Below are 22,425 nucleotides of genomic sequence, written 5' to 3'. Positions count from 1 at the left end.
ACGCATCCGAGGAGCCCATAGTGACGGTAATAGCTGTTGTTCCTGGTGACGGCATCGGCCCGGAGGTGACAGACGAGGCCGTCAAGGTCCTCGACGAGATGCAACTCGGGCTCGACTTCGACCACCTCGACGCGGTCAACGCCACCACGTTCCAGACAACCGGGACGGGCCTGTCTCCCAGCGATTTCGAACGGATCCGCTCCGCACGGTCGGTACTGTTCGGCGCCATCGGGGCTCCCGGCATCAACAACTCCGAGTACGGCCGGGGCGTGCTGATCAAGATGCGTTTCGCGCTGGACCTCTACGTGAACCATCGACCGGCGTTTCTGTGGGACGCTCGGCTGAGCCCGCTGCGGGACGACCGTCGCCGGAACGTCGACTGCGTGATCGTGCGGGAGAACTCCGAAGGACTGTACGTGGGGGTCGGCGGCAGGGTCCGTGCCGACACCCCGGACGAAATCGCGATCGACGAGGAGATCAACACCTACCACGGTGTCTCCCGCGTGCTCGACTACGCATTCTCGATAGCGCGAAGGTCGGTATGCCTCGTCGACAAGTCGAACGCCGTTCCCAACGGCGGAAGGCTGTGGCAGCGCTGTTGGCGTGACGCGGTCGAGGGTCGGCCCGACATCGACTGTTCCCACCTGTACGTGGACGCGGCAGCGATGAAGTTGATCGCCGACCCGTCGGCCTTCGACGTCATCGTGACCAACAACTCCTACGGTGACATTCTGAGCGACCTCACCGCCCAGTTGGCCGGTGGCCTCGGCATGGCGGCGTCGGCGAACCTCAATCCGAAGACCGGCTTCGGCGTCTACGAACCGGTCCACGGCAGCGCACCGGATATCGCTGGACAAGGAAGGGCGAATCCCGTCGGTGCGATCCTCAGCGCGGCGTTGCTCTGCGAGGGCATCGGCCTCGGCAAGGCTGCGGCGGCGATCCGTGCAGCGGTGTCGTCGGCGCTGGCGGCCGGACGCTGCACCCCCGACATCGGTGGCTCGTTGAGCACTCGGGAGGCTGGCGCCGCTATCCGCGCCGAACTGCGATAACCCGGGGCAGGGCTCGGGCCGGCCTGGTCATGGTCGCGATCGCCGCAGTCCCTGGTCGCCCGGAGCGACTCCGTAGTCGAGACCGTAGCGGCGACTCAGGCAGTACCGGCAGGACCCCGGATCAGCCACGCGGCAGCCGGTTGCCGCGAAACCGATGTGTCATCCCGTAACAAGGGTGCTTGTCGATAGTGAGAGGCACACCGAAGCCACGGTCGATCGATCAGCAGGCGACGTGGAGGTTTGATGAGCGTTGATGACGCCGCGCAACTCTGTAGCTGCCACACGGTGGCCACCAACGACATGACCGAGAACGTTGAGCGCCGCGCAGACCTGGCGTCCTGTCTCTGGGAGTTGGCACTCCCCCGGATTCGGCAGATCCGCGCCCTGTGCGGTTACACCTGGGACCCGGCCGCAGACGAACTCATCGACCTGGTCGACGGTGACCTCCTGGCGCTCACGACACGTGACCCTGCCACCCATGGCTCGTGGCGGGAGGCGCTGGGCTCCTACCGCTCGTTCCACGCCGTGCTGGCGTACCGGCTGGCTCACCATGTGCTCACCACGGCCCGGCACCGCGGCGCCTGCAACCAGCACGCGTACCTGCTGGCCCGACGCATCTCCGAACAGGCGAAGGTCGAGACCGGGGTGGAGTTGCACCCGGCGGCGCGGATAGGGCCGCGGTTCGTGGTCGACCACGGGTCCGGGACCGTCGTCGGTGAGGGCGTCGTGATCGGTAGCGACTGCTACCTCCTCCAGTGCGTGGTGCTGGGTTCGCTGAAGATCGCCGACAATCTGCCGCACCGGCGTCACCCGACCCTGGGCGACCGGGTGGAGGTCGGCGCGTACGCGAGGATCCTCGGTCCGTTGACCATCGGCGACGACACGATCATCGGCAGTCACGCCCTGGTCCGCGATGACGTCCCTCCCCAGTCCCGGGTCAGTGTGCTGAACGCCTACCAGGTCACGGCCGGCCGCACCGATCTGGCGATCACCGGCGTGGAGGCGGTGAGCCAGGACCGGTTCCGGGTGTACGGCGAAGGTCTGCACGATCCGACATTGCGAGTGGAGCCGGAGTTCGCGGCAGGTGACGGGGAACTGCCCGTGGCCATCGTCGGGCGCGGCGGCGACCACCTGCTGCTGCAGGTGCCCGGGATGGCGGTGAACCGGCGGGCCCCGGTGCGGTTGAACGGCCGCGACGGCGGCAGCGTGGGCCTGGTGCTACCGAACGTGTGGCCCACCGAGCCGGGACCGGCATCCGCCCCACGTACCGGGACGGACCAGTGAGCGGGCGGGTGCCCACGGCACCGGCCCCGTTCGTCCGGTCGAGCCGGGAGCAACCGACGCAGGTGTACGCCGCTGCGGTGCGTTCCTTGGCGCAGAACAATCTCGGCGTGCCGGGTGAGCGGAGTTGAGGTGCCGGTGATGTGGTCCGCTGACGAATCCGCCAGCAGGAGACAGCGACTGCTCAAGCTGCTGCTGACGCAGCAGGGGCACCGGGTCCCTGACGGGGGACGTATCCCTCAAGCCGACCGCACCGCAGACGTACCCCTGTCCTTTGCCCAGCAACGCATCTGGGTGCTGGACCGTCTGCTGCGACAGCGGTGCCTCTACAACGCCCCGTTGGCGTACCGGCTGCGCGGCCCACTGGACGTGGAGGCGTTGGAGGACGGGTTCACCCGGCTCGTCGCCCGGCACGAGGCGCTGCGTACCACCTTCGCCGAACGGGACGGCGGCCCGGTCCAGGTCATCGGCGCGCCGTACGCGGTCCACGCCGATGTCGTCCCGATGCGGTCCACGACGCACGGCGAGCTGGACCGGTTGGTACGTCAGGAGGCGACCAGACCATTCGATCTCGCACGAGGGCCGCTGCTGCGGCTGACCATCGTTGCGCTCGCGCCGGAGGAGCACGTTCTGCTGATCACGATGCATCACATCGTGACTGACACGTGGTCGGTCGGGGTGATGTTCCGTGAGCTGACGGTTCTCTACGAGGCGGCGCGTGACCGGCAGGCGCCTCGGGGCCTTCCCGAGCTGCCTGTGCAGTACGCCGATTTCGCGGTGTGGCAGCGCCAGGTGCTCTCTGGTGATCGTCTGGGCCGCGAGCTGGACTACTGGACCGACCGGTTACGCGGGGCACCCGGAGTGCTGACCGTCCCGACGGACAGACCGCGACCGACAGAGCCCTCGTTCAGCGGCGCGGAGCTCTCGTTCACGGTGCCGTCACCCCTGGCCGGACGGCTCCGCGCGTTGGCCACCGAGCTTGGCGCCACCATGTTCATGGTGCTGCTGGCTGGCTTCACGGCACAGTTGGCCCGCTACGCCGGCACCACCGACGTCGTGATCGGCTCCCCGGTGGCCGGCCGTCACCGGGTCGAGGTGGAACCACTCATCGGGTTCTTCGTGAACAACCTGGTGCTCCGGACGGACCTTGCCGGCGACCCGTCGTTCACCGAGTTGGTGCAGCGGGTCCGGCGGGTGGCGCTGGACGCCTACGAGCACCAGGACCTGCCGTTTGAGCGTCTCGTCGACGAATTGCAGCCGGAGCGCCAGCTGAGCGTGCACCCGCTGGCACAGGTGAACTTCCAGGTCTACGAACCGCAGAACCTCGGTAGCGTCGGCCTCAGCACCGCAGTGGCGGCAGTGCCCGACGACCACCTCACCCTGCCCGGGCTCGCCGTCGAGCCGCTGCCCACCAGCACCGCGACCAGCAAGTTCGACCTCTCCGTGATCATCACCGAGGAGGGCGGCGCGCTGACCGGGTCAATCGAGTACGCCACCGAGCTCTACGACGAGGAGACGATCGCCCGGTTCACCGAAAACTACGTAGCCCTGTTGGAGGGTGCCGCGGCCGCCCCGGGCAGTCGCCTCTCCGATCTGCCGGCGATGGCCACGACGCAGCTCCGGCAGGTGGTCGACGGCTGGAGCGGCGAGATTCGGAGGGTGCCGGACGGCCCCTGCCTGCACGACATGGTCCGCGCCCAGTGCGCCCGGACGCCAGACGCCCTGGCAGTGATCGGCGACGGGACTGAGCACCTCACCTACCGGCAGTTGATGCACCGCGCCGATGTGCTGGCGTTCGAGCTGCGCGGCCATGGCGTCGGTCCGGATGCCATCGTCGGCATCTGCGCCGAACGCTCCGTCGCCACGGTGGTGGCGCAGCTCGCCGTGCTCGTCGCTGGTGGCGCGTTCCTCCCGATCGATCCGGACCAGCCGATCCAGCGGGTGGCCGAGCTGCTCACCGAGGCGCGCGCGGTGCTACTGCTGGCCGGCCGGTCGGTACTGCACACGCTGCCAGCGAGCCTGGGCACACCGGTGCGGGAGCTGCCGGTGGGCGGTACGCCGGTGGACGGTACGCCGGCCGGCCCGCCACCGCCAGTCGCAGGGCCCAGCCATCTGGCGTACGCGATCTTCACGTCCGGCTCCACCGGCCGGCCGAAATGCGTCGTCACGCCGCACGAGGGTGTGGTCAACCTGATGGCGTGGGCACGCCACGAGTACGAACTGACGCCCGCGGACCGCATGCTGCACAAGGCGCCGTTCAGCTTCGACGTGTCGGTATGGGAGGTCTTCTGGCCGTTGACCGCCGGCGCGGCCGTCGTGCTCGTACGCCCCGACGGGCACCGCGATCTGCGGTACCTGGCCGAGCTGATCCAGCGGCACAACGTGACGACAGCGCACTTCGTGCCCACCGTCCTGCGCGCCTTCATGACCAAGCCGGCCGCCCGACGGTGCACGAGCCTGCGTCGGGTGATCTGCGGTGGGGAGGCGTTGACCACCGACCTCGTGGAGGGGTTCTACACCGCCTTCGCTGGCATGGACGTCGTCCTGCACAACCAGTACGGGCCAGCCGAGGCTTCCGTGCAGGTGACCGCCTGGCCACTGCGGGCGGGTAGCGCCCGGGTCGCGCTGGGCAGGGCCGTGTGGAACACCCGGATGTACGTACTGGACGACGCGTTGCGGCCGGTGCCGTGCGGAGTCCCCGGCGAGCTGTACCTCGCCGGGGTGCACCTCGCCCGGGCGTACCTGCATCAGCCGGGGCTGACCGCTGACCGGTTCGTTCCGGATCCGTTCGGCTCCGCCGGCACCCGCATGTACCGGACCGGGGACCTGGTTCGCTGGCTGGCGGACGGCACGCTGGAGTACCTGGGCCGGACCGACCACCAGCTCAAGATCCGAGGGTTCCGGGTCGAACCCTCGGAGATCAAGGGTCGGCTGATGGAGCACCCCACGCTGCGCGAGGCCGTGGTGGTGGCCTGGCCCCCTGGCGGCGTCGACAAGCAACTGGTCGCGTACGTGGTCCCGCACGGTGTCAGCGGCGACGCCGACCTCACGACCGACCTGCGTCAGCATCTCGCCCAGCGCCTACCTCGCTACATGGTGCCCACCTGGATCGTGGTCCTGGACTCGCTGCCGCTCAACCAGAACGGCAAGGTCGACGTCGCCGCACTTCCCGACCCCGCCCCCACCGGCCGCCCCACGTTCGAGGCCCCCCGCACCCCGGCGGAGCAGGCCCTCGGCGAGGTGTGGTGCGCAGTACTGCGGCTCGACGCGGTGGGCATCCAGGACAACTTCTTCGCCCTCGGTGGCGACTCCATCCGGGCCATCGAGGTGTCGTCGCGGGCGGCGGCCGTGGGGCTGCGGGTCAGCCCCAACCAGATGTTCCAGCACCAGACGCTCGTCGAACTGGCTGCGGTCGCCAGCGAGGAGGAGGATGCCGACCCGCGCGCCGGCACCGCGACAGTGGGCGAGGAGGACACCACCGGCCCGGTCCCGCTCACCCCGATCCAGCGCTCGTTCTTCGACACCGGTGACCCCGAGCGGGACCACCTCGCGCAGTACGTCACGCTGGCGGTGGACCGAGCGTTGGATCCGGAGGTCATCGACCGCGGGTTGGACAGTCTGGTCCGCCACCACGAGGCACTGCGCTACCGCTACCAGCCAACGTACGGATGGCGGCCGATCATCGAGCCGCACCGTCCGGGGCGTCGGCTCAGGCGCGCCGTCGCACCGACCGACGGCGTCCAGCCACTGCTCGACGCCGAATTGCCGGGGCTGCTCGACAGCCTCGACCCGGCACGCGGTGAGCTGCTCACGGCCGTGCTGTTCGACCGGCCTACCGCCAGCCCGTTGCTGCTGCTCGTCATCCACCACCTCTGCGTGGACGCCGTGTCGTGGCGGATCCTGCGCGAGGACCTGGAGTCGGCCTGCCGGCAGCTGGCCGACGGGGTGCCCGAACCACAACTCGCCGCCGGCACCACGTCGTTCTCCCGGTGGGCCCGACGCCTGGACGCTCTGGCGGGCTCGGACGAGCTGGCCCTCGACGCACAACGCTGGCGGCAGCTTCTGCCCAGGACCGTGCAGCCGCTGCCACGCGATGGCGTCGAACCGGAGGTCAACGACCGCTACGGTGATGTCGTCCACGTCGACACGATGTTGTCCCGCAAGGACACCGAAGCCCTGCACGGGCAGGTGCCCGTCGCCTACCGGATGCAGGCCCACGAGGTGGTCCTCGCCGCCCTCGTGTTGGCCTGCCACCGCTGGACCGGCACCCCGGGGCTGCTCATCGACCTGGAGGGGCACGGGCGCGAGCAGATCTTCGCCGACCTCGACGTCACCCGGACCGTCGGCTGGTTCACCTCCGTGTTCCCGGTTCACGTCGCTCTGTCTGATCTGGACGACGTCGAGGCGTGCCTGCTCACCGTGAAGGAGACCATCCGTGCGTTGCCCGGCCGCGGGCTGAGCTTCGGTCTGCTGCGCGACGCCGGCGAACCCTCGCGGAATCTCGGCGACCTACCCACTGCGGACATCCAATTCAACTACCTGGGACGGCTGGACGCGGAGGGCGAACGAGCCTCCCTGTTCACCCCGGAAGGCGAGCCACTGGGGCTGGCCGTGGCCCCCGGACGCCCGCGCCGGTATCCGATCGAGGTCTATGCCTACGTCGACGGTGGGAAGCTGCTACTGCGCTGGGCGGTCAACCCGAGCGTCCACGATCCGAGCACGCTCGTCGAGCTCGGCAAGCAGCTGGTCGCCGCCGTCCGAGAGATCGTGGAGCTGGCCCACCGTTCCGATGCCGGGGCGGTGAGCCCCTCGGACTTCCCGTTGGCCGGGCTGTCCGCCGCGGACCTGCGTCGCCACTTCGGGGCGGCCCGCGACGTGGAGGACATCTACCCGCTCTCCTCCGTGCAGGAAGGGCTTCTCTTCCAGACCCTTGCCGGGCGGGAACCGGGGATGTACCTGACCCAGGCCAGCTGGGACGTCGGTCAGGTCGACGCGCCGGTGCTGGCGCAGGCGTGGCAGGAGGTGGTCCGGCGCAACCCGATCCTGCGCACCCGTTTGACGTGGAAGAGGGTGCGCCAGCCGCTCCAGGTGCTGCAACGCGAGGCGATCATCCCGGTAACGTTCGTGGACTGGTCGGCGCTGCCCGCCGACGAACAGGAGCACGCCCTGGACCGCCTGTTGCGTGAGGGTGTACGCGCCGGCATGAACCTGGAACAGGCCCCACTGCTCCGGATCACCCTGGCCCGGACCAGTTCGACCGCCTGGCGCATCGTGCTGGAGTGCCACCACATCCTGCTCGACGGCTGGAGCGTCGTGATGCTGCTCGCCGACGTGCGAGCGGTCTACGACGCCATCCTGGCCGGCTCAGGGCTACGGTTGCCGGTGCGCCGGCCGTTCCGCGACTACATCGCTTGGCACGGCGGTCGGGACGCCGCCGCCGACCGCTCGTACTGGACCGCACAGCTGGCAGGTTTCCGATCGCCGACCCCGCTGCCGTTGGGCGGTCCGGATCCGGCCGCCGAGGGACAGGGCGCACACACCCTGAGCCTTCCATCGAGCTTCGCGGCCGACCTCGACAGGTTCGCCCGGCAGGTTCGCGTGACCCCGAGCACGGTGTTCCAAGCCGCGTGGTCCCTGCTGCTCGGCCAGCATGCGGAAAGCGACGACGTGGTCTTCGGCGTGACCGTCTCCGGCCGCAGTGGCATGCCCGGCATGGAGAACATGATCGGCCTGTTGATCAACACCCTTCCCCTGCGGGTCCGGATTCCAACCGACGGGCGACTGGACGAGTGGCTCCGAGGACTCCAGGCGAGCCGGGCCGAGCTGCCCTCCGAGCACACCTCGCTGGCGGACATCACCGGCTGGAGCGAGCTGCCACCCCGCCAGCCGCTGTTCGACAGCATCCTGGTGTACGAGAACTACCCGGTCGATGAGCAGACCCGCGATGCACTGGGTGGGCTGTCGTCGACCGTGCTGAGGGTCGACGAGATCATCCACTTTCCGCTGCGGTGCGTCGTGAATCCCGGTCCACCGTTCGAGGCCCAGTTGCGATACGACAGGCGGCGGGTCCGGCCGGAGCAGGTCGCCCGGATCGCACAGAATCTCGCCATCGTGCTGACCGGGATGGTGACCGCGGCGGACCAGCGGACCGGCGACCTTCGCGCTCGCCTGCGCCCCTATCGCTGACCAGTTCGCGCGACCCGGCCCGGCAGGGCTGAGCGTGCCTACCTCTGGACGGCGTGGTCGTCGAGCCGCAGGTAGCCGGCGGCGGCGAGCGCAGCAACGGCGATGGCATCCGACACCGAGACGACCCGCGACGTAGACCCCTCCGGTTGCCACAGCACCGGCAGCTCGGTGCAACCGAGTACGCATGCGGCACCGTCGGCCGTATACCGTCGGACCAGTCGTTGCAGCGTTGCGCTGTCCGACGGGTGGCTGTTCCCACTCTTCACCCGGTCGATCAGCCCGTCGATCACCGGCTGGTCCGCTTCGTCGGGGTAGGCGACACCGAGTTCCCGTGGCCACGAGCGCTCGAAGATACCGATCCGCCGCGAGGCGATCGTGCAGATGACGACCGTTCGGACGGTGTCGCTACGAGCGAGCAGATCAGCGACCGTACGCACGCCGTCGACCACCGTGGCGTCGGTCTGGCGCTGGATCGCCTCCCGGTACGCGTGGGTCGTCGCCGAGGCCAGGGCGACGACCCGACAACCTACTGCCTGTAACGAACGGACCGCGTTGACCAGGTGTGGCTCGGGTGACTCAGCGGCCCCGACGAGATGGGCGATCCGGCTGGGAAACGGCCGGCTCAACAGGACGACCTCGGGGTGTTCCTGGTCGCTCCGCGCCGGGGTCATCCGCACGAGACGCTCGTACACGTACGCGCCCGCACGCGGTCCGAGGCCGCCGATGATCCCGATGGTGGCGTGGTTGTTGTGCACCGCCCGCCTGCCCTCCCCGTTAGGCACGACTATGACCTATCTGTCGCCGGTCGTGGCCCTGCTTTCGCCCGAGCCGGCCGCTTCGTCCGAGTGGACCGGTGCCGGCGTGGTCGACTCGGGATCGTTCTCCGGCCCGGCGGGTTTGCCGATCCCTCGCCAGACCGGGAAGAAGATGACACTCGACGCAGCCACCGCGTACGCAATGGCGAGGATGATCAGGGTCCGGTCGAGCCCGGCTGCGGCGATCAGCCCGCCACCGATGACCGGGCCGACCGCAACGAGGGCGTAGGCGCCGGTGGAGACCGCGCCCAGCGTGCGGGCCCGCAGCTGCTCCGGGATCCGGGTGAACTGGGCGACGCTGAGGATCGGGTTCATCATCCCGGCGCAGAAGCCGGTCGCGGCCACCACCAGCAGCAGCAGCGCCATCCCCGGCTCCAGGGCGAACGCGATGCACCGGGGCAACCCGATGAGGGTGAACGCGATCACGAACACCGGCCAGCGGGGCATCCGGTGAAGGACTGCGCCGAAGGTGATCCCTCCGACCACCGCCGCCGTCGCAGCCGTGCCCAGCAGCAACCCGGCGGAGGCGGCGCCGGAGAGCACCCGGTCGGCGTAGACCGGGATGATCACCGCGCTGTACGCGACGTCGAGCAGGTTGGTGAACGCCAGCAGCAGCGCGATCGACCGGAGCAGCGGGTCACGCCAGAGGAACGTGAATCCCGCGCGCAAGCCCTGCACGTAGGAGGTCCGGCTGGTGTCCGTGGATTGGTGGACGACCCGGGCCGTGAGCATCAGCAGCGCGGACACAACGAACGTGGCAGCGTCGATGATCAGGACGTTGACCGGCCCGACCAGGGCGATCAACCCGCCGGCGAGCGGTGCCCCCACCATCCGGGCGCAGCGCTCCACCACGTCCAGTGCGCTGGCGGCCCGCTCGATCCGGATCCCCGCGCGGTCGGCCAGGGTGGGGATCAGGGCATGTTTCGCGGCGTTACCCGGCGCGTCGAACAGGGCCCCGAGGAACACGAGAATCAACAACAGCGGGAAACTGAGTGCGTCGAGCACGTGCAGCAGCGGAATGAGGCCGATCATCACCGCGCTGACCCCGTCGGCGAGCACGCTGGCGGTGCGGTGGCCGATCCGGTCGACGAGAACCCCACCAAATGCCATCGACAGGATGATCGGCAGGAACGACGCCGCCGCAGCGATGCCGGTAAGGGTGGGATCGCCCGTCGTGTCCAGCACAAACCAGGGTACGGCGAGGTAGGTCATCGCATTGCCGGTCAGCGAAATGCCGTGAGCCGACAGCACGACGGCCAGTGGTGCACGCGCTTTGTTCGTCGGGGCCATGGTCAGGTCTCCTCGGAATTGGCCTGCGACGGCGTGCCCAGCCGACACAGCGCGGATACCGAGGGGCCACGATAGTCCATCATGGAAACCAGAGCGGAATCGAGAACCGTCATCAGCGTGTCAGCCCAGTCCTGGTGGAAACGGACGCAGTCGTAGACGAACAACAGCTCGATCTGCTCCGATCGGCGGGTCGCGTACAGCGCGACCGGATATCTCGCCCAGGCGTCTGCGGTGTCCGCCGGTTCCACCGTGAGCCGGCCCACCTTCACCGACTCGACCAGCGCCTCCTGCATGTTGAACATGACCTGGGCCAGTCGTAGATCGGGCGTGTGATCATCCTGGTGCGACAGGCCGTCCAGGATCGCCTCCAGCGGCGGCCCGTCATGCGTGTACGCGTCCAGGACGGTGTCCCTGGTCAGCTGGAGCAGGTCGGTGAGCGTGGGGTCACCGGACATGTCCGCCCGGAGCAGATGCGTGTTCGCCACGAACCCGATCAACTCCGCGACCTCGGGCCTGACCCGGTTCGCGACCGGCGTGGCCACCAGGAACACCGGCTCGCGGAAGGCCTGGAACAGGGCCACCTGGTAAGCCGTCAGCAGCGCGATCGACGGCGTCGCCCGGTGCTCTGCCGCCACCTGAAGCAGCCGCCGGGTGCGGTGCGCGTCGAGCACGAGACGCCGTAGGGCCCGGTGCTGGTGCCGCTGCGAGGTGATCGGGTATCCGGCCGGCAGGTCGATGAGCCGAGACGCACCCACGAACCGGCCCCGCCAGTAGTCGATGTCCTTCGCCCAGGCGCCAGCCCGCAACTGTGCGAGCTGACCGGCGACGACGTCCCGGTAGCGCGTGGCGAGCGCGGGAAGCGGCTGGCTCCGGCCATCGGCGAACATCTCGTACAGCGACGTCAGCTCGGTGACGAAGTTGCGCATCGACCAGCCGTCGAAGGCGATGTGGTGGACGACCAGGTAGAGATAGTGTTCCTGGTCGTCGACCCGAATGAGGCCCACGCGAAAGACCGGACCGCGGATCAGGTCGAAGCCCGATCGCGCCGCGAGCCGTAGGCGCTCGCGTACCGCCTGGTGCGGGTCCTCCCCGGGCGCGACGGGATCCACCGGCAGTCCGACCGGGGCGGCGTCCGACACCACAGCGGTCGGTTCCCCCTCCACCAGCGGGAACCTCGTGTGAAGCGGCTCATGCCGCCGCACCACTTCGGTCATCGCGCGTTCCAGCGCCGGCACGTCGAGCCTCCCCCGCAGCCGCAGCAGGCCGGTCACGTTGAAGGCGGGACCACCCGGTGCCAGATGCTCGGTGTGCCATACGTGGGCCTGCGCGGGTGACAGCGGTCCGGTGGCCGGTGCCGACGTCGCTGCAGCCGTGCCCGCCGGTGCGGCCGGTGCCGCCGGTGCCGCCAGTTCCTCGTCGAGCTGAGCCGCCAGCGCCGCGACGGTCGGCGAGTCGAAGACCGCACGCAGTGCCAGCTCCACGTCGAAGACGTCCTGTATGCGGGCCACGAGACGAAGCACGAGCAGCGAGTGGCCACCGAGGGCGAAGAAGCTGTCGTGGACGCCGACTTCGGACACGTCGAGCACCTCGCACCAGAGCCGGGCCATGGCGTGCTCGGTCTCGGTCCGTGGCCTGACCGCCGAGTCGACCGCCAGCAACCGCGCCGCGGACGGCGTCGGCAGTGCCTGGCGATCCACCTTCCCGTGCGCTGTCCGCGGCAGCGCATCGACCTGGACGAACACGGATGGCAGCAGGTGCTCCGGCAGCTCCGCCGCCAGCGCGGCGCGCACGTCGGTCGGATCGAGCCGTCGCCCGTTGTCGGCTGTCAGGTACGCCGCCAGAACCGCGCCGATGGCTTCGTCGTCCCAGACGCGGCAGGCGGCCTCCCGAATCGTGGGCAGCCGGCGTAGGGCGGCCTCGACCGCGCCCAGTTCCACCCGCTGACCCCGGACCTTCACCTGATCGTCGACGCGGCCAAGGAACTCCAGACCGCTGTCCAGGCGGAGGCGAGCCCGGTCCCCGGTCCGATACATCCGTTCACCGTCGACGCCGAACGGGTTCGGAACGAACCGCTCGGCGGTGGCCGCCGGGCGATTCCAGTAGCCGCGGGTCAACCCCGGCCCGGCAAGGTAGACGTCGCCTGCCATGCCGGTGGGGACCGGACGGAGTTCGCCGTCGAGGACGTACGCCGTCATGCCCCTGATCGGCCAACCTACGGGTACCTCGGCCGGCGGGACACCCTCGACCTCGTACCTGGTCGCGGTCATGGTGCACTCGCTCGGTCCGTACATGTTGGCGATCCGGGCTCGGGGGAAGACACGTCGCGCCGCGGCCACGTCTGCGCCGTATAGCCGGTCCCCGCTGACCAGGACCACGCCCACTGCGGGCAGTTCGAGGTCGCGTCGCTCCGCCTCGCGGACCATCTCCCGCAGCACCTGCGGGACCACCGCCGCAACGGCAGTGATTCCGTGGGTGGCGATGACCTCCAACGCCGCCGCCGGATTCCGTCCGCCCTCGGCAGCGATCACCACCCGCGCACCCACCGTCAGCGGGAAGATCATGTCTCGGAGCGACGCGTCGAAGGTCGCGGCCGACAACTGCAGGACCCGGTCCCCGGCACTGATCCAACCCGTGGCGCGCAGGTCGGCAAAGTAGCTCAGCACGCCGCGGTGCAGGCCGACGATGCCCTTGGGCTCGCCCGTGGAGCCGGAGGTGTACACGACGTACGCGGCGTCGTCCGGACCGCCGGCCCGGTCCGGATCCCTGATCGGGGCCGCGACCGGCGGCTCGGCCTCGTTCGTGTCCAGCCAGTCGTCGACACCGGGTACCTCGGGTGGGCCGCACGGGGAGGAGCCGTCGTCGGAGCCGCGCCGGTACAACCCGAGGCGCAACGCGCCCACGGTGGCCATCCTCGTCATCCACCCGGACGGCGGGCCGGAGGGAAGCGGGACGGCGACCGCTCCGGCCTTCCATATCCCGAGGAGCCCGGCGACGTACTCGGGGGAGCGGTCCAGGCAGAGTGCCACGAAGCTCTCCCGACCCGCGCCGCAGCGACGCAGCCACCCCGCCACACGCTCGGCCCGGTCGTCCAGTTCGCGGTACGTCCACGTGACCCCGGCCGCGACCACCGCAGGGGCCTGCGGTGTCGCGGCCACCTGGTTTTCCACCAACGCCGCTACCGAGCCGACCACAGCAGGGGGCGGATCTCCGCTCTTTCCGATCACGTGACCTCCTGTCACATCGAAGCGGTCGGGCCGTCCGCGGCTGGCGTCTCCTGCTCATGTACGAGTTGGTCGGCCAGTTTGCTGACCTGACGCCAGGTCTGCGGGTCCTGCCTGAAGCTCTCGCTGAAGGAGCGGACGGTCGGTGTCTCGAACAGCTGCCCGATGCCCACCTCCACCTCCAGCACGGCGTTGACGGCGGCGACCAGACGCAGCGCCCGCAACGAGTTGCCCCCGGCGGCGAAGAAGTCGACGTCCACCCCCAGGCGCTCGTGCCCCAGGGCGCCCTCCCAGAGGCTCAACAGCACCTCCTCGATGGGTGACCCTGCCTCGGCCTGATCGTGTGCCGGGTCCGTATCCGGCACGGACGCCTCCGGCAGAGCGCCCCGGTCCACCTTGCCGCTCGGTGTGAGCGGCAGCGCATCCAGGACCATCACGGCGTCGGGAACCATGTAGTGCGGGAGCTTGCCGCGTAGGAACTCCCGCAGGTCCAACCCGCTGACGTCGCTGCGGACCGTGGCATAGGCAAACAGCCTCCGGTCCCCGGCGGCATCCGGCTGGGCCGTCGCGACGGCCTCCTTGACCGCAGGGTGTTGATGGAGACTTGCCTCCAGCTCCCCCAACTCCACCCGGAAACCCTGGATCTTGACCTGGAAGTCCTTGCGCCCGAGGAACTCGATGTTCCCGTCGGGCAGGTACCGGCCGAGGTCGCCGGTGCGGTACAAGGTGCGACCGGTGACCGGGTCAGGCACAAAACTGGCCGCCGTCCGCGCCGGATCGCGCCAGTACCCGGCCGCGACACCGATGCCACCGATGTACAGCTCGCCCACCTCGCCGATCCCGCATGCCCGCCCGTCCTCCGTGCGGATGTGGAACGTCTGGTTCGCCATCGGTTTGCCGTACGGGATGCTGCGCCACCCGGGCTGGACCTCGCCGATCGGATAGAGGATCGACCAGATCGACCCCTCGGTGGCGCCGCCGGTGCTGACCACCAACGCCTCGGGGGCCAGCGCCCGGATCCGGTTCGGCAGGTCGAGACGGATCCAGTCGCCACCGAGCAGGGCCAGCCGCAGGGTCGGCATCCGCCCTCGATCGCCCCGCCCCTCCGCAAGCTCGACCAGCATCTCCATCAACGCCGGTGCGGAATTCCAGACGGTCACGCTGTGCTCGCGGATCGCTCCGAGCCAGACCGCCGCGTCCGGGATCGGGGTACGAACCGGCATCACGATCGTGGCACCGGCCGCCAGGGTGCCGAAGATGTCGTACACCGCCAGATCGAAGGTGAACGAGGAGACGGCCAGCACGCGATCGCCGGGAACAAGATCGAACCGCGAGTTCATGTCCAGGACGGTGTTGACCGCGCCACGATGCGTGATCATGACGCCCTTCGGCAAGCCGGTCGAGCCAGAGGTGTAGACGATGTAGGCGAGGTCGTCGGGCGCGGCCGGGGCGAGCCCGTCGATCTCACCGCGGGAACTGACCGGCTCCAGAACCTCCACCCGTACCCGGGGCAACCCCCGGGGCCAGTCCAGCCGATCGTCCACGGCACCCTGGGTCACCACGCATCCCGCCTCCGAGTGATCCAACAGATGGTGCAGCCGTTCGGTGGGGAATCCGGGATCGACCGGCACGAAAACGGCCCCGGCCAGCAGTACGCCCACTGCGGCGACCACCTGTTCCCAGCCCTTGTCCATGACGATGGCGACCACCTGTCCCGCCGCCACGCCGTTTCGGCGCAACACCCGGGCCAACGCCTCGGCGCGTCCGGCGAGTTCGCCGTAGGTCAGCGAGCCACCGGCATGGATGACCGCCACCCGATCCGGTTCCTGCCGCGCCCGTCGGAGGAACGGCAGGTGGAGCAGAGTCTCCGCATCCGGAAACACGGTTTCGGTGGCATTGGCCTCAGCGATGACGTCCGGTGGCGCGGCGATCGTCGCGGGACCGGCCGGCGTACCGGACGGGTTGTCATCGGCGACACGCGCGCGTCGATCGGGCGCAGCCATGTTCGTCTCCATCCTTCGTCGCTGTCATCCGGTGGATTGGGTGAGGAGGTGGTGTTGTTCGGTGGGGGTGAGTAGGTCGAGGGTGGGCAGGGGTTGGTCGGGGTGGTTGGTGGCGGTGGTGAGCAGGCGGGTGTAGTGGGTGGCCAGTTGGGTGGCGGTTTCGGGATGGAACAGGTCGGTGGCGTAGTTGACCGCGCCGATGAGGTGGTCGTCGTGGTGGGCCAGGGCGATGCTGATTTCGAACTTGGCGTTGTTGGCGTCCAGTGGCAGGGGGGTCATGGTGATGTCGGGTAGCTGTGGGGTGCTGGTGTCGTTGTCGTCGAGGGAGAACATGACCTGGAAGAACGGGTCACGGCTGGGGTCGCGGTCGGAGGCGAGTTGCTCGACGAGCTTTTCGAACGGGACGTCCTGGTGGCTGTAGGCGTCGATGGCGGTGCGTCGGGCGTGGGCGATCAGGTCGGTGAAGGTCGGGGTGCCGGCGGGGTTGAGCCGCAGGACCAGGGTGTTGACGAAGAAGCCGACCAGTCGTTCGAGTTCGGGTTGACCACGCCCGGCCACGGGAGTGCCGATGGTGACGTCGGTGTTCGCGGTGTAGCGGGTCAACACCGCGTAGAGGCCGGCCAGCAGGACCATGAACGGGGTGGCACTGTGTTCCCGAGCCAGGAGGTGCACCCGCTGGGTCACCTCGGCGTCAATGGTGAACTCCACGACCGCGCCCCGGCCGCTACGCGCCGCCGGGCGGGGCAGGTCCGCAGGGACCTCGGCCCGGGTCGGGTGGGCTAGCTGGGCACGCCAGTAGGCCATCTGCTCGTCCAGCACACCACTGTCCAGCCAGGCACGCTGCCAGTAGGCGAAGTCGGTGTACCGCACCACCGGCTCGGCCAACCCGGGACTGGTCCCGTTGACATAGGCCGCGTACGCCGCCGACAGATCCTCGAACAGAATCGGCATGGACCAGCCATCAACCGCGATGTGATGCGCCACCAACACCAAAACATGATCATCAGCAGCCAACCCGATCAACATCGCCCGCAACATCGGACCCGACCGCAAATCAAACGGCCGCAACGCCAGTTCGGTCACCACCGTTCGCGCCCAGGCGATCGGCTCCTCGGAGACCGTCGCTGGCAACCGCACGCGGTCGAGAACGACGCTGACCGGCGGTAGGCAGGCCAGGACCGGTTCGTCGATCCGCCCGATGATGCGGCACCGCAGGATCTCGTGGCGACGTACGACGTACGACAGCGCTGCGCTCAGCGCGGGCTCGTCAAGCGGGCCGCGCGCCCGCATCGCCACGTAGCTGTTGTAGTCCTGCCGGTCCGGCCTCAGGTTGACGAGGAACCACAGCCGCCGCTGCGCCGCGGACAGTGGCGCGTCGACGCCTTCCGGGCACCGCTGTATCCCGGTCCGCGCCTGCCCGAGGTGGGCTCTGATCTCTTCTACGAACTCGGCGAGCACGGAGGACTGGAACATCACCCGCAGCGGCAGGTCGACCCGCAGCAGGGCGCGCAGCTGGGACAGCACCCGTACCGCTCGCAGCGAGTGCCCACCGAGCGCGAAGAAGTCGTCGTCCGGGGCGACGTGCTCGACGCCCAGTTCACCAGCCCAGACGCTGGCCACCAGCGCTTCGATCTCGTCGCGGTGACCACCGGTCGACGGGCCACCGTGCCCGGTCGCAGCGACGGGCAGTGCGGCGCGGTCCACCTTGCCGTTCGCCGTCCGGGGCAGTCGGTCCAGCACGACTAGCGTCGACGGCACCATGTAGGCGGGCAGCGTCGCGCGTAGGTGGGCACGCACCTTCGCCCAGGTGCCGGCGCGCCCGGGGTGCCACACCACGTAGCCGGCCAGGTGCTGGTGCGGTGCCTCGCCGCGGACCACGACCGCCGCGTGAGCGACGTCCGGCTGACTCTGGAGGGCTGCTTCGATCTCGCCCAACTCGATCCGTTGGCCCCGGATCTTCACCTGGTGGTCCCGCCGCCCCAGGTACATGAGTGAGCCGTCCGGAAGCCACCGTGCCAGGTCGCCCGTGCGGTACAACCTGCTTCCTGGAGGGCCGAACGGATCAGGCACGAACCGGTCGGCGGTGAACGCTGGCCGGTGCAGGTAGCCACGGCCCAGCCCGGTGCCGCCGACATGGAGCTCGCCGACCACTCCGGTGGGGCACATCATCAGCGAGTCGTCCAGAATGCGGACGATCATCCCGCGTACCGGCCGCCCGATCGACACCACCGGGGTGCCGGCGACCGGCTCAGTCACCGCCCTGAAGGTGGTGCAGATGGTGGCCTCGGCCGGGCCGTACACGTTGAGGACCGACCGCACCCGGGGAACGAGCCGGCGGGCCAGATCCGCGGTCAGCGCCTCACCACCGGACGACACACACAGCTGCGGAGCCGACCACCGGTCCGGCAGAAGGGAGCTGGTCGTCGGCGTGGCATGCACATGGGTGATCTGATGCCGTTGGATCGCTTCGGCCAATCCTGGGCCGTCCGCCGCCAGCTCACGCGGAAGGACGACCACCCGTCCGCCCGCGGTCAGCACCGGAAGGTACTCAAGGATGACCACGTCGAACGCGACCGAAGCGAGCGCGGCCATGGAGTGCGTGGCGGCCAGTTCATACCACTCGACGACGTCGGGCATGAGATTCGACAAGCCGCGGTGGGTGAGCATGACCCCCTTGGGCTCCCCGGTCGACCCGGAGGTGAAGGCGATGTAGGCCAGGTTGTCGGGTGCCACCGACCGCTGACGGCGTGACCCGGGAGCGGAGGGCAGGGAGGTGACCTGACCGGTGTCGACGTCGACGACCGCCACGGTGTCGGGTGCGAGGCCGTCGGGCACCGCCCCGGTGGTCAGCAATGCCCCCGCCCTGGCCAGCTCCAGCAGCCGACGGATGCGGCCGGTCGGCTGGTCCGGGTCGATCAGCATGAACGCCGCCCCGGCCCGGAGCACCGCCAGCATGGCGACCATGGTTGCTGCGGATCTCGGCAGCATGATGCCGACGACCGTTTCCGGACCCACGCCGGCCGCCGACAGCCGGGCGGCCACGCGGCCGGAGCGGTGCGCCAGCCCCTGGTAGTCCAGGGTCTGTGCGCCGTCGACCACGGCGATCGCCTCAGGCGTACGGCTGCACCGGTTCAGAATCAGGTCGTGTACCAACGGCGGAGCCACGGCGGCCGAAGGTCCGGTGGATTGGGTGAGGAGGTGGTGTTGTTCGGTGGGGGTGAGTAGGTCGAGGGTGGGCAGGGGTTGGTCGGGGTGGTTGGTGGCGGTGGTGAGCAGGCGGGTGTAGTGGGTGGCCAGTTGGGTGGCGGTTTCGGGATGGAACAGGTCGGTGGCGTAGTTGACCGCGCCGATGAGGTGGTCGTCGTGGTGGGCCAGGGCGATGCTGATTTCGAACTTGGCGTTGTTGGCGTCCAGTGGCAGGGGGGTCATGGTGATGTCGGGTAGCTGTGGGGTGCTGGTGTCGTTGTCGTCGAGGGAGAACATGACCTGGAAGAACGGGTCACGGCTGGGGTCGCGGTCGGAGGCGAGTTGCTCGACGAGCTTTTCGAACGGGACGTCCTGGTGGCTGTAGGCGTCGATGGCGGTGCGTCGGGCGTGGGCGATCAGGTCGGTGAAGGTCGGGGTGCCGGCGGGGTTGAGCCGCAGGACCAGGGTGTTGACGAAGAAGCCGACCAGTCGTTCGAGTTCGGGTTGACCACGCCCGGCCACGGGAGTGCCGATGGTGACGTCGGTGTTCGCGGTGTAGCGGGTCAACACCGCGTAGAGGCCGGCCAGCAGGACCATGAACGGGGTGGCACTGTGTTCCCGAGCCAGGAGGTGCACCCGCTGGGTCACCTCGGCGTCAATGGTGAACTCCACGACCGCGCCCCGGCCGCTACGCGCCGCCGGGCGGGGCAGGTCCGCAGGGACCTCGGCCCGGGTCGGGTGGGCTAGCTGGGCACGCCAGTAGGCCATCTGCTCGTCCAGCACACCACTGTCCAGCCAGGCACGCTGCCAGTAGGCGAAGTCGGTGTACCGCACCACCGGCTCGGCCAACCCGGGACTGGTCCCGTTGACATAGGCCGCGTACGCCGCCGACAGATCCTCGAACAGAATCGGCATGGACCAGCCATCAACCGCGATGTGATGCGCCACCAACACCAAAACATGATCATCAGCAGCCAACCCGATCAACATCGCCCGCAACATCGGACCCGACCGCAAATCAAACGGCCGCAACGCCTCGGTGTTGGCCAGTCGTAGCGCCTCCTCGAATCGGTCCGGGCCCCTGCCGGTCAGATCCACCCGGTGCAACCGGACCGGCCCCGGCGGGTCGACCAACGGCTTGATCCCGTCGTCGTCCGACGTGAACCGGGTCCGCAGCACCTCATGCCGGCGGACCACGTCCGACAGCGCGCGCTCCAGCGCCGCGGTGTCGACCGTTGCGTGCCGTAGACGGAACGCATAGGGAACGTTGTAGTCCGTGCCGTCCTGGATGAGCTGTTCGGTCAGCCACAGCCGTTCCTGTGCGTACGAGGTGACGGGCGGACCGGACACCCGTCGAAGGCTTCCCCTTGCCGCGACCGCGCGGTCCTGGGCGGCCCGGATCCGTTGCCTCAGTCGCGCCGTACGTGTGGGGCGGGACTGCCCGCCGTACGGCGGGTGCTCATCCTCCCGGCCCGGTTGCTGCCCAACGGCCACCACTCGACTCCTTGCTTCGGGCTGACCGCAAACCGTCGGGCGGGTCAGGTCCACCAGATCATCTCGTTGTCGGCGTTCAGCCCGCTGAAGCAGGCGAGCAACAGGCGTCGGCCGGCGTCCGGCGCTGCCCGGCCGCCGAGGACCGCGTGGACCAGATTTCCGTTGATCACACACAGATCCCCGGTGCCTGTCGTCACGTCGAGGCTCGGCACCTCCCGCAACAGTTCCGGTGGGTACGGATAGCCGCTGTGGGCCAGGCCCAGCCGGCGTCGGGACTCGTCGTCGGGCTCCAGGTTCCACAGCTTCAGCTGGCCGGTGCCGGCGGGCACGTACGGGTAGAAGTTGATCGCCATCACCCGACGCACTGTCTGGATCTCGAATCCCGCCTGCAGCGGATCGCTGAGTTGGGCGAGATCGTCGTGCGGCAGCAGAAGGAACTCGCCGGTACCGGTCCAGCAGACGGCCTTTGCGCTGCCTGCGGCCCGCCCGCCGTGAGCAGCGGGCCTGATCGGCACCGGGGGCTGGTGCCCGCGCAGCACGGCGAGGAAGTCTCCCAGTGCGTCGCGCGTGCCCTCCCACAACATCGTCACCGCGTGGGCGAACCGTTCGACCTCGTCCAGATAGCTCTCGGTCGTCTTCTCGATGTGGGAGGCCCCGACAAAGTAGCCCTCGACACCGTCCTCCCCTTGGCCGTAACGGGGGGTACGCATCGGGGACGCCGCGAAATTGTCGCTGATCCGCCGGCAGTCCGCAGGATCAACGAACCCGCTCACGCGGTATGCGGCAAGCTCTCCGTGCAGTACGGCGAAGACGGCGTCCACGTCCACGACGCGGTGGCTCTCCGCGAGAAGGAACTGCTCCGGGGCATGCGTACGGCCGCTCAACGGCCCGGTGCTCTGGACGCTCATCGGCTGCCGCTGCGCCGTGGTCCGGAAGCTGCGGCATCCCCGCCCACGCCGGCGCTCCGATGCAGAAGCGCGCGGCGGACGTCGAGGAACCCCACCATCGCGGGTACCGGGCTGACGATGCGCGTCGTGGCGTCCAGCCGGTTGCGCGCCTTCTCACGAACCGCGGGCAGCCTCGACCAGTGCGTGGTCGGGCTCAGGTGGTGTTCCTGGTGGTAGCCGTCATTGAAGGCCAGCAGGTTGTACAGGCGTCCGTAGTGACTCACCGAGTCGGCCGCCCGGTCGTGCGGGTCGGCGCCGTAGTGCCGGTAGTAGTTCTGGACGTTCACCAGAATCAGCGCCAGGAAGAAGGCCGGCAGGTAACCGAACAGGGCCCAGCGCCAGGACAGCGTGGCGAACGCCACCAGCGACAGACAGTGCGCGGCACGGTCGAGCTGCACCTGCCGCAGCTCGCGTCCCTGACGCGGCTCACGGTGTGCGACCAGGGACATGATCGTCGTCTCGGTGCGGCGCACTCGCCAGAGCCATGCCCCTGCCAGCACTTCCCGGGCCCGACCCACCAGGGAGGACACTGCTCCACCGACGGCGTAACTGATCAACGGCGCATGCTCACCCGCCTTACCATCCCGGTAGGTGGAGCTGAGGTCTCTGGTGGAACCGTCCGGACCCTTGACATCGTTGTTGAAACGGTGATGGTTACGCACGTGCGTCAACTGGTACGCCTGCACCGATTGTCCGACGTTGATCGAATTGATCAGCGAGACAAGCGCGTTGAGCCGTCCGGAAACGAACCACGACTGGTGGGTGAAAAGGTGGGTGACCACAATGATGTTGTAGGTGATCAGAAAACAGGTACCGACGGCCATCGCCGCCCGCTGGCCCGTTGCGGCAGAATCCCACGCGGCAGCGAACCAGAACATCGCCAGCAGGTGCACGACGCTGTAGGCGACCAGGATCGAGTCGAGCGGTGAGTTCTTCCACACCCGCATCGTCAT

At 69.1% G+C, this 22,425-nt stretch carries 10 protein-coding genes; 3 read left to right on the top strand and 7 right to left on the bottom strand.

Features of this window, described 5'->3' with window-relative positions; translation table 11 throughout:
• Nucleotides 1-20: 20 nt before the first annotated feature.
• The 3 genes from ACN267_RS25885 (at nt 21) to ACN267_RS25875 (ending at nt 8,516) form a co-directional block, all read left to right on the top strand.
• Nucleotides 21-1,049 carry an isocitrate/isopropylmalate dehydrogenase family protein gene (locus tag ACN267_RS25885; protein WP_421489849.1) on the top strand — a complete coding sequence of 343 codons (1,029 nt, stop codon included), beginning with the start codon at nt 21-23 and terminating at the stop codon, nt 1,047-1,049.
• Nucleotides 1,050-1,292: 243 nt separating this feature from the next.
• A complete protein-coding gene (locus ACN267_RS25880; RefSeq protein WP_421489848.1) occupies nt 1,293-2,333 on the top strand; it encodes a serine O-acetyltransferase in 1,041 nt (346 codons plus the stop codon).
• A gap of 138 nt (nt 2,334-2,471) precedes the next feature.
• Nucleotides 2,472-8,516: an amino acid adenylation domain-containing protein gene (locus tag ACN267_RS25875; protein WP_421489847.1), complete on the top strand. Its 6,045-nt coding sequence runs from the start codon at nt 2,472-2,474 to the stop codon at nt 8,514-8,516.
• 38 nt (nt 8,517-8,554) lie between these two features.
• On the opposite strand, the gene ACN267_RS25870 is transcribed toward ACN267_RS25875, so the two are convergent.
• The 7 genes from ACN267_RS25870 to ACN267_RS25840 all read right to left on the bottom strand — a co-directional run bounded on the left by ACN267_RS25870 (nt 8,555) and on the right by ACN267_RS25840 (nt 22,425).
• Nucleotides 8,555-9,298 (bottom strand): aspartate/glutamate racemase family protein, encoded by a 744-nt coding sequence (locus ACN267_RS25870; RefSeq protein ID WP_421489846.1) that lies wholly within the window; start codon nt 9,296-9,298, stop codon nt 8,555-8,557.
• Nucleotides 9,299-9,307: 9 nt separating this feature from the next.
• On the bottom strand, nt 9,308-10,621 hold the full coding sequence (locus tag ACN267_RS25865; protein ID WP_204961851.1) for an MFS transporter: 1,314 nt from the start codon (nt 10,619-10,621) through the stop codon (nt 9,308-9,310).
• Nucleotides 10,622-10,623: 2 nt separating this feature from the next.
• Nucleotides 10,624-13,776, bottom strand: coding sequence for an amino acid adenylation domain-containing protein (locus tag ACN267_RS25860; protein ID WP_421489845.1), 3,153 nt, complete (start codon nt 13,774-13,776; stop codon nt 10,624-10,626).
• 80 nt (nt 13,777-13,856) lie between these two features.
• The gene (locus ACN267_RS25855; RefSeq protein ID WP_421490501.1) at nt 13,857-15,725 is read right to left on the bottom strand and encodes an amino acid adenylation domain-containing protein; all 1,869 of its coding nucleotides are present in this window, start codon (nt 15,723-15,725) and stop codon (nt 13,857-13,859) included.
• 144 nt (nt 15,726-15,869) lie between these two features.
• Entirely contained in the window at nt 15,870-20,381 is a 4,512-nt protein-coding gene (locus ACN267_RS25850) for an amino acid adenylation domain-containing protein (RefSeq protein WP_421489844.1), read from the bottom strand.
• Between the two features lie 188 nt (nt 20,382-20,569).
• Nucleotides 20,570-21,433 carry a hypothetical protein gene (locus ACN267_RS25845; RefSeq protein ID WP_204961854.1) on the bottom strand — a complete coding sequence of 288 codons (864 nt, stop codon included), beginning with the start codon at nt 21,431-21,433 and terminating at the stop codon, nt 20,570-20,572.
• Nucleotides 21,430-22,425, bottom strand: a complete 996-nt coding sequence (locus ACN267_RS25840; RefSeq protein ID WP_239486424.1) for a fatty acid desaturase family protein — start codon at nt 22,423-22,425, stop codon at nt 21,430-21,432. The genes ACN267_RS25845 and ACN267_RS25840 overlap by 4 nt, the downstream gene beginning before the upstream one ends.

Origin of the sequence: Micromonospora sp. WMMD734 (genome assembly GCF_049178975.1) — a bacterium.
Lineage (GTDB): Bacteria > Actinomycetota > Actinomycetes > Mycobacteriales > Micromonosporaceae > Micromonospora > Micromonospora wenchangensis.
The sequence above is the reverse complement of the archived record's forward strand: the minus strand, read 5'-3'. Positions and strand labels throughout refer to the sequence as shown.

Coding starts and splice junctions, on each gene's coding strand:
- ACN267_RS25840 (WP_239486424.1), bottom strand. CDS start 22,425: ATGACGATGCGGGTGTGGAAGAACTCACCGCTCGACTCGATCCTGGTC.
- ACN267_RS25880 (WP_421489848.1), top strand. CDS start 1,293: ATGAGCGTTGATGACGCCGCGCAACTCTGTAGCTGCCACACGGTGGCC.
- ACN267_RS25875 (WP_421489847.1), top strand. CDS start 2,472: ATGTGGTCCGCTGACGAATCCGCCAGCAGGAGACAGCGACTGCTCAAG.
- ACN267_RS25865 (WP_204961851.1), bottom strand. CDS start 10,621: ATGGCCCCGACGAACAAAGCGCGTGCACCACTGGCCGTCGTGCTGTCG.
- ACN267_RS25845 (WP_204961854.1), bottom strand. CDS start 21,433: ATGAGCGTCCAGAGCACCGGGCCGTTGAGCGGCCGTACGCATGCCCCG.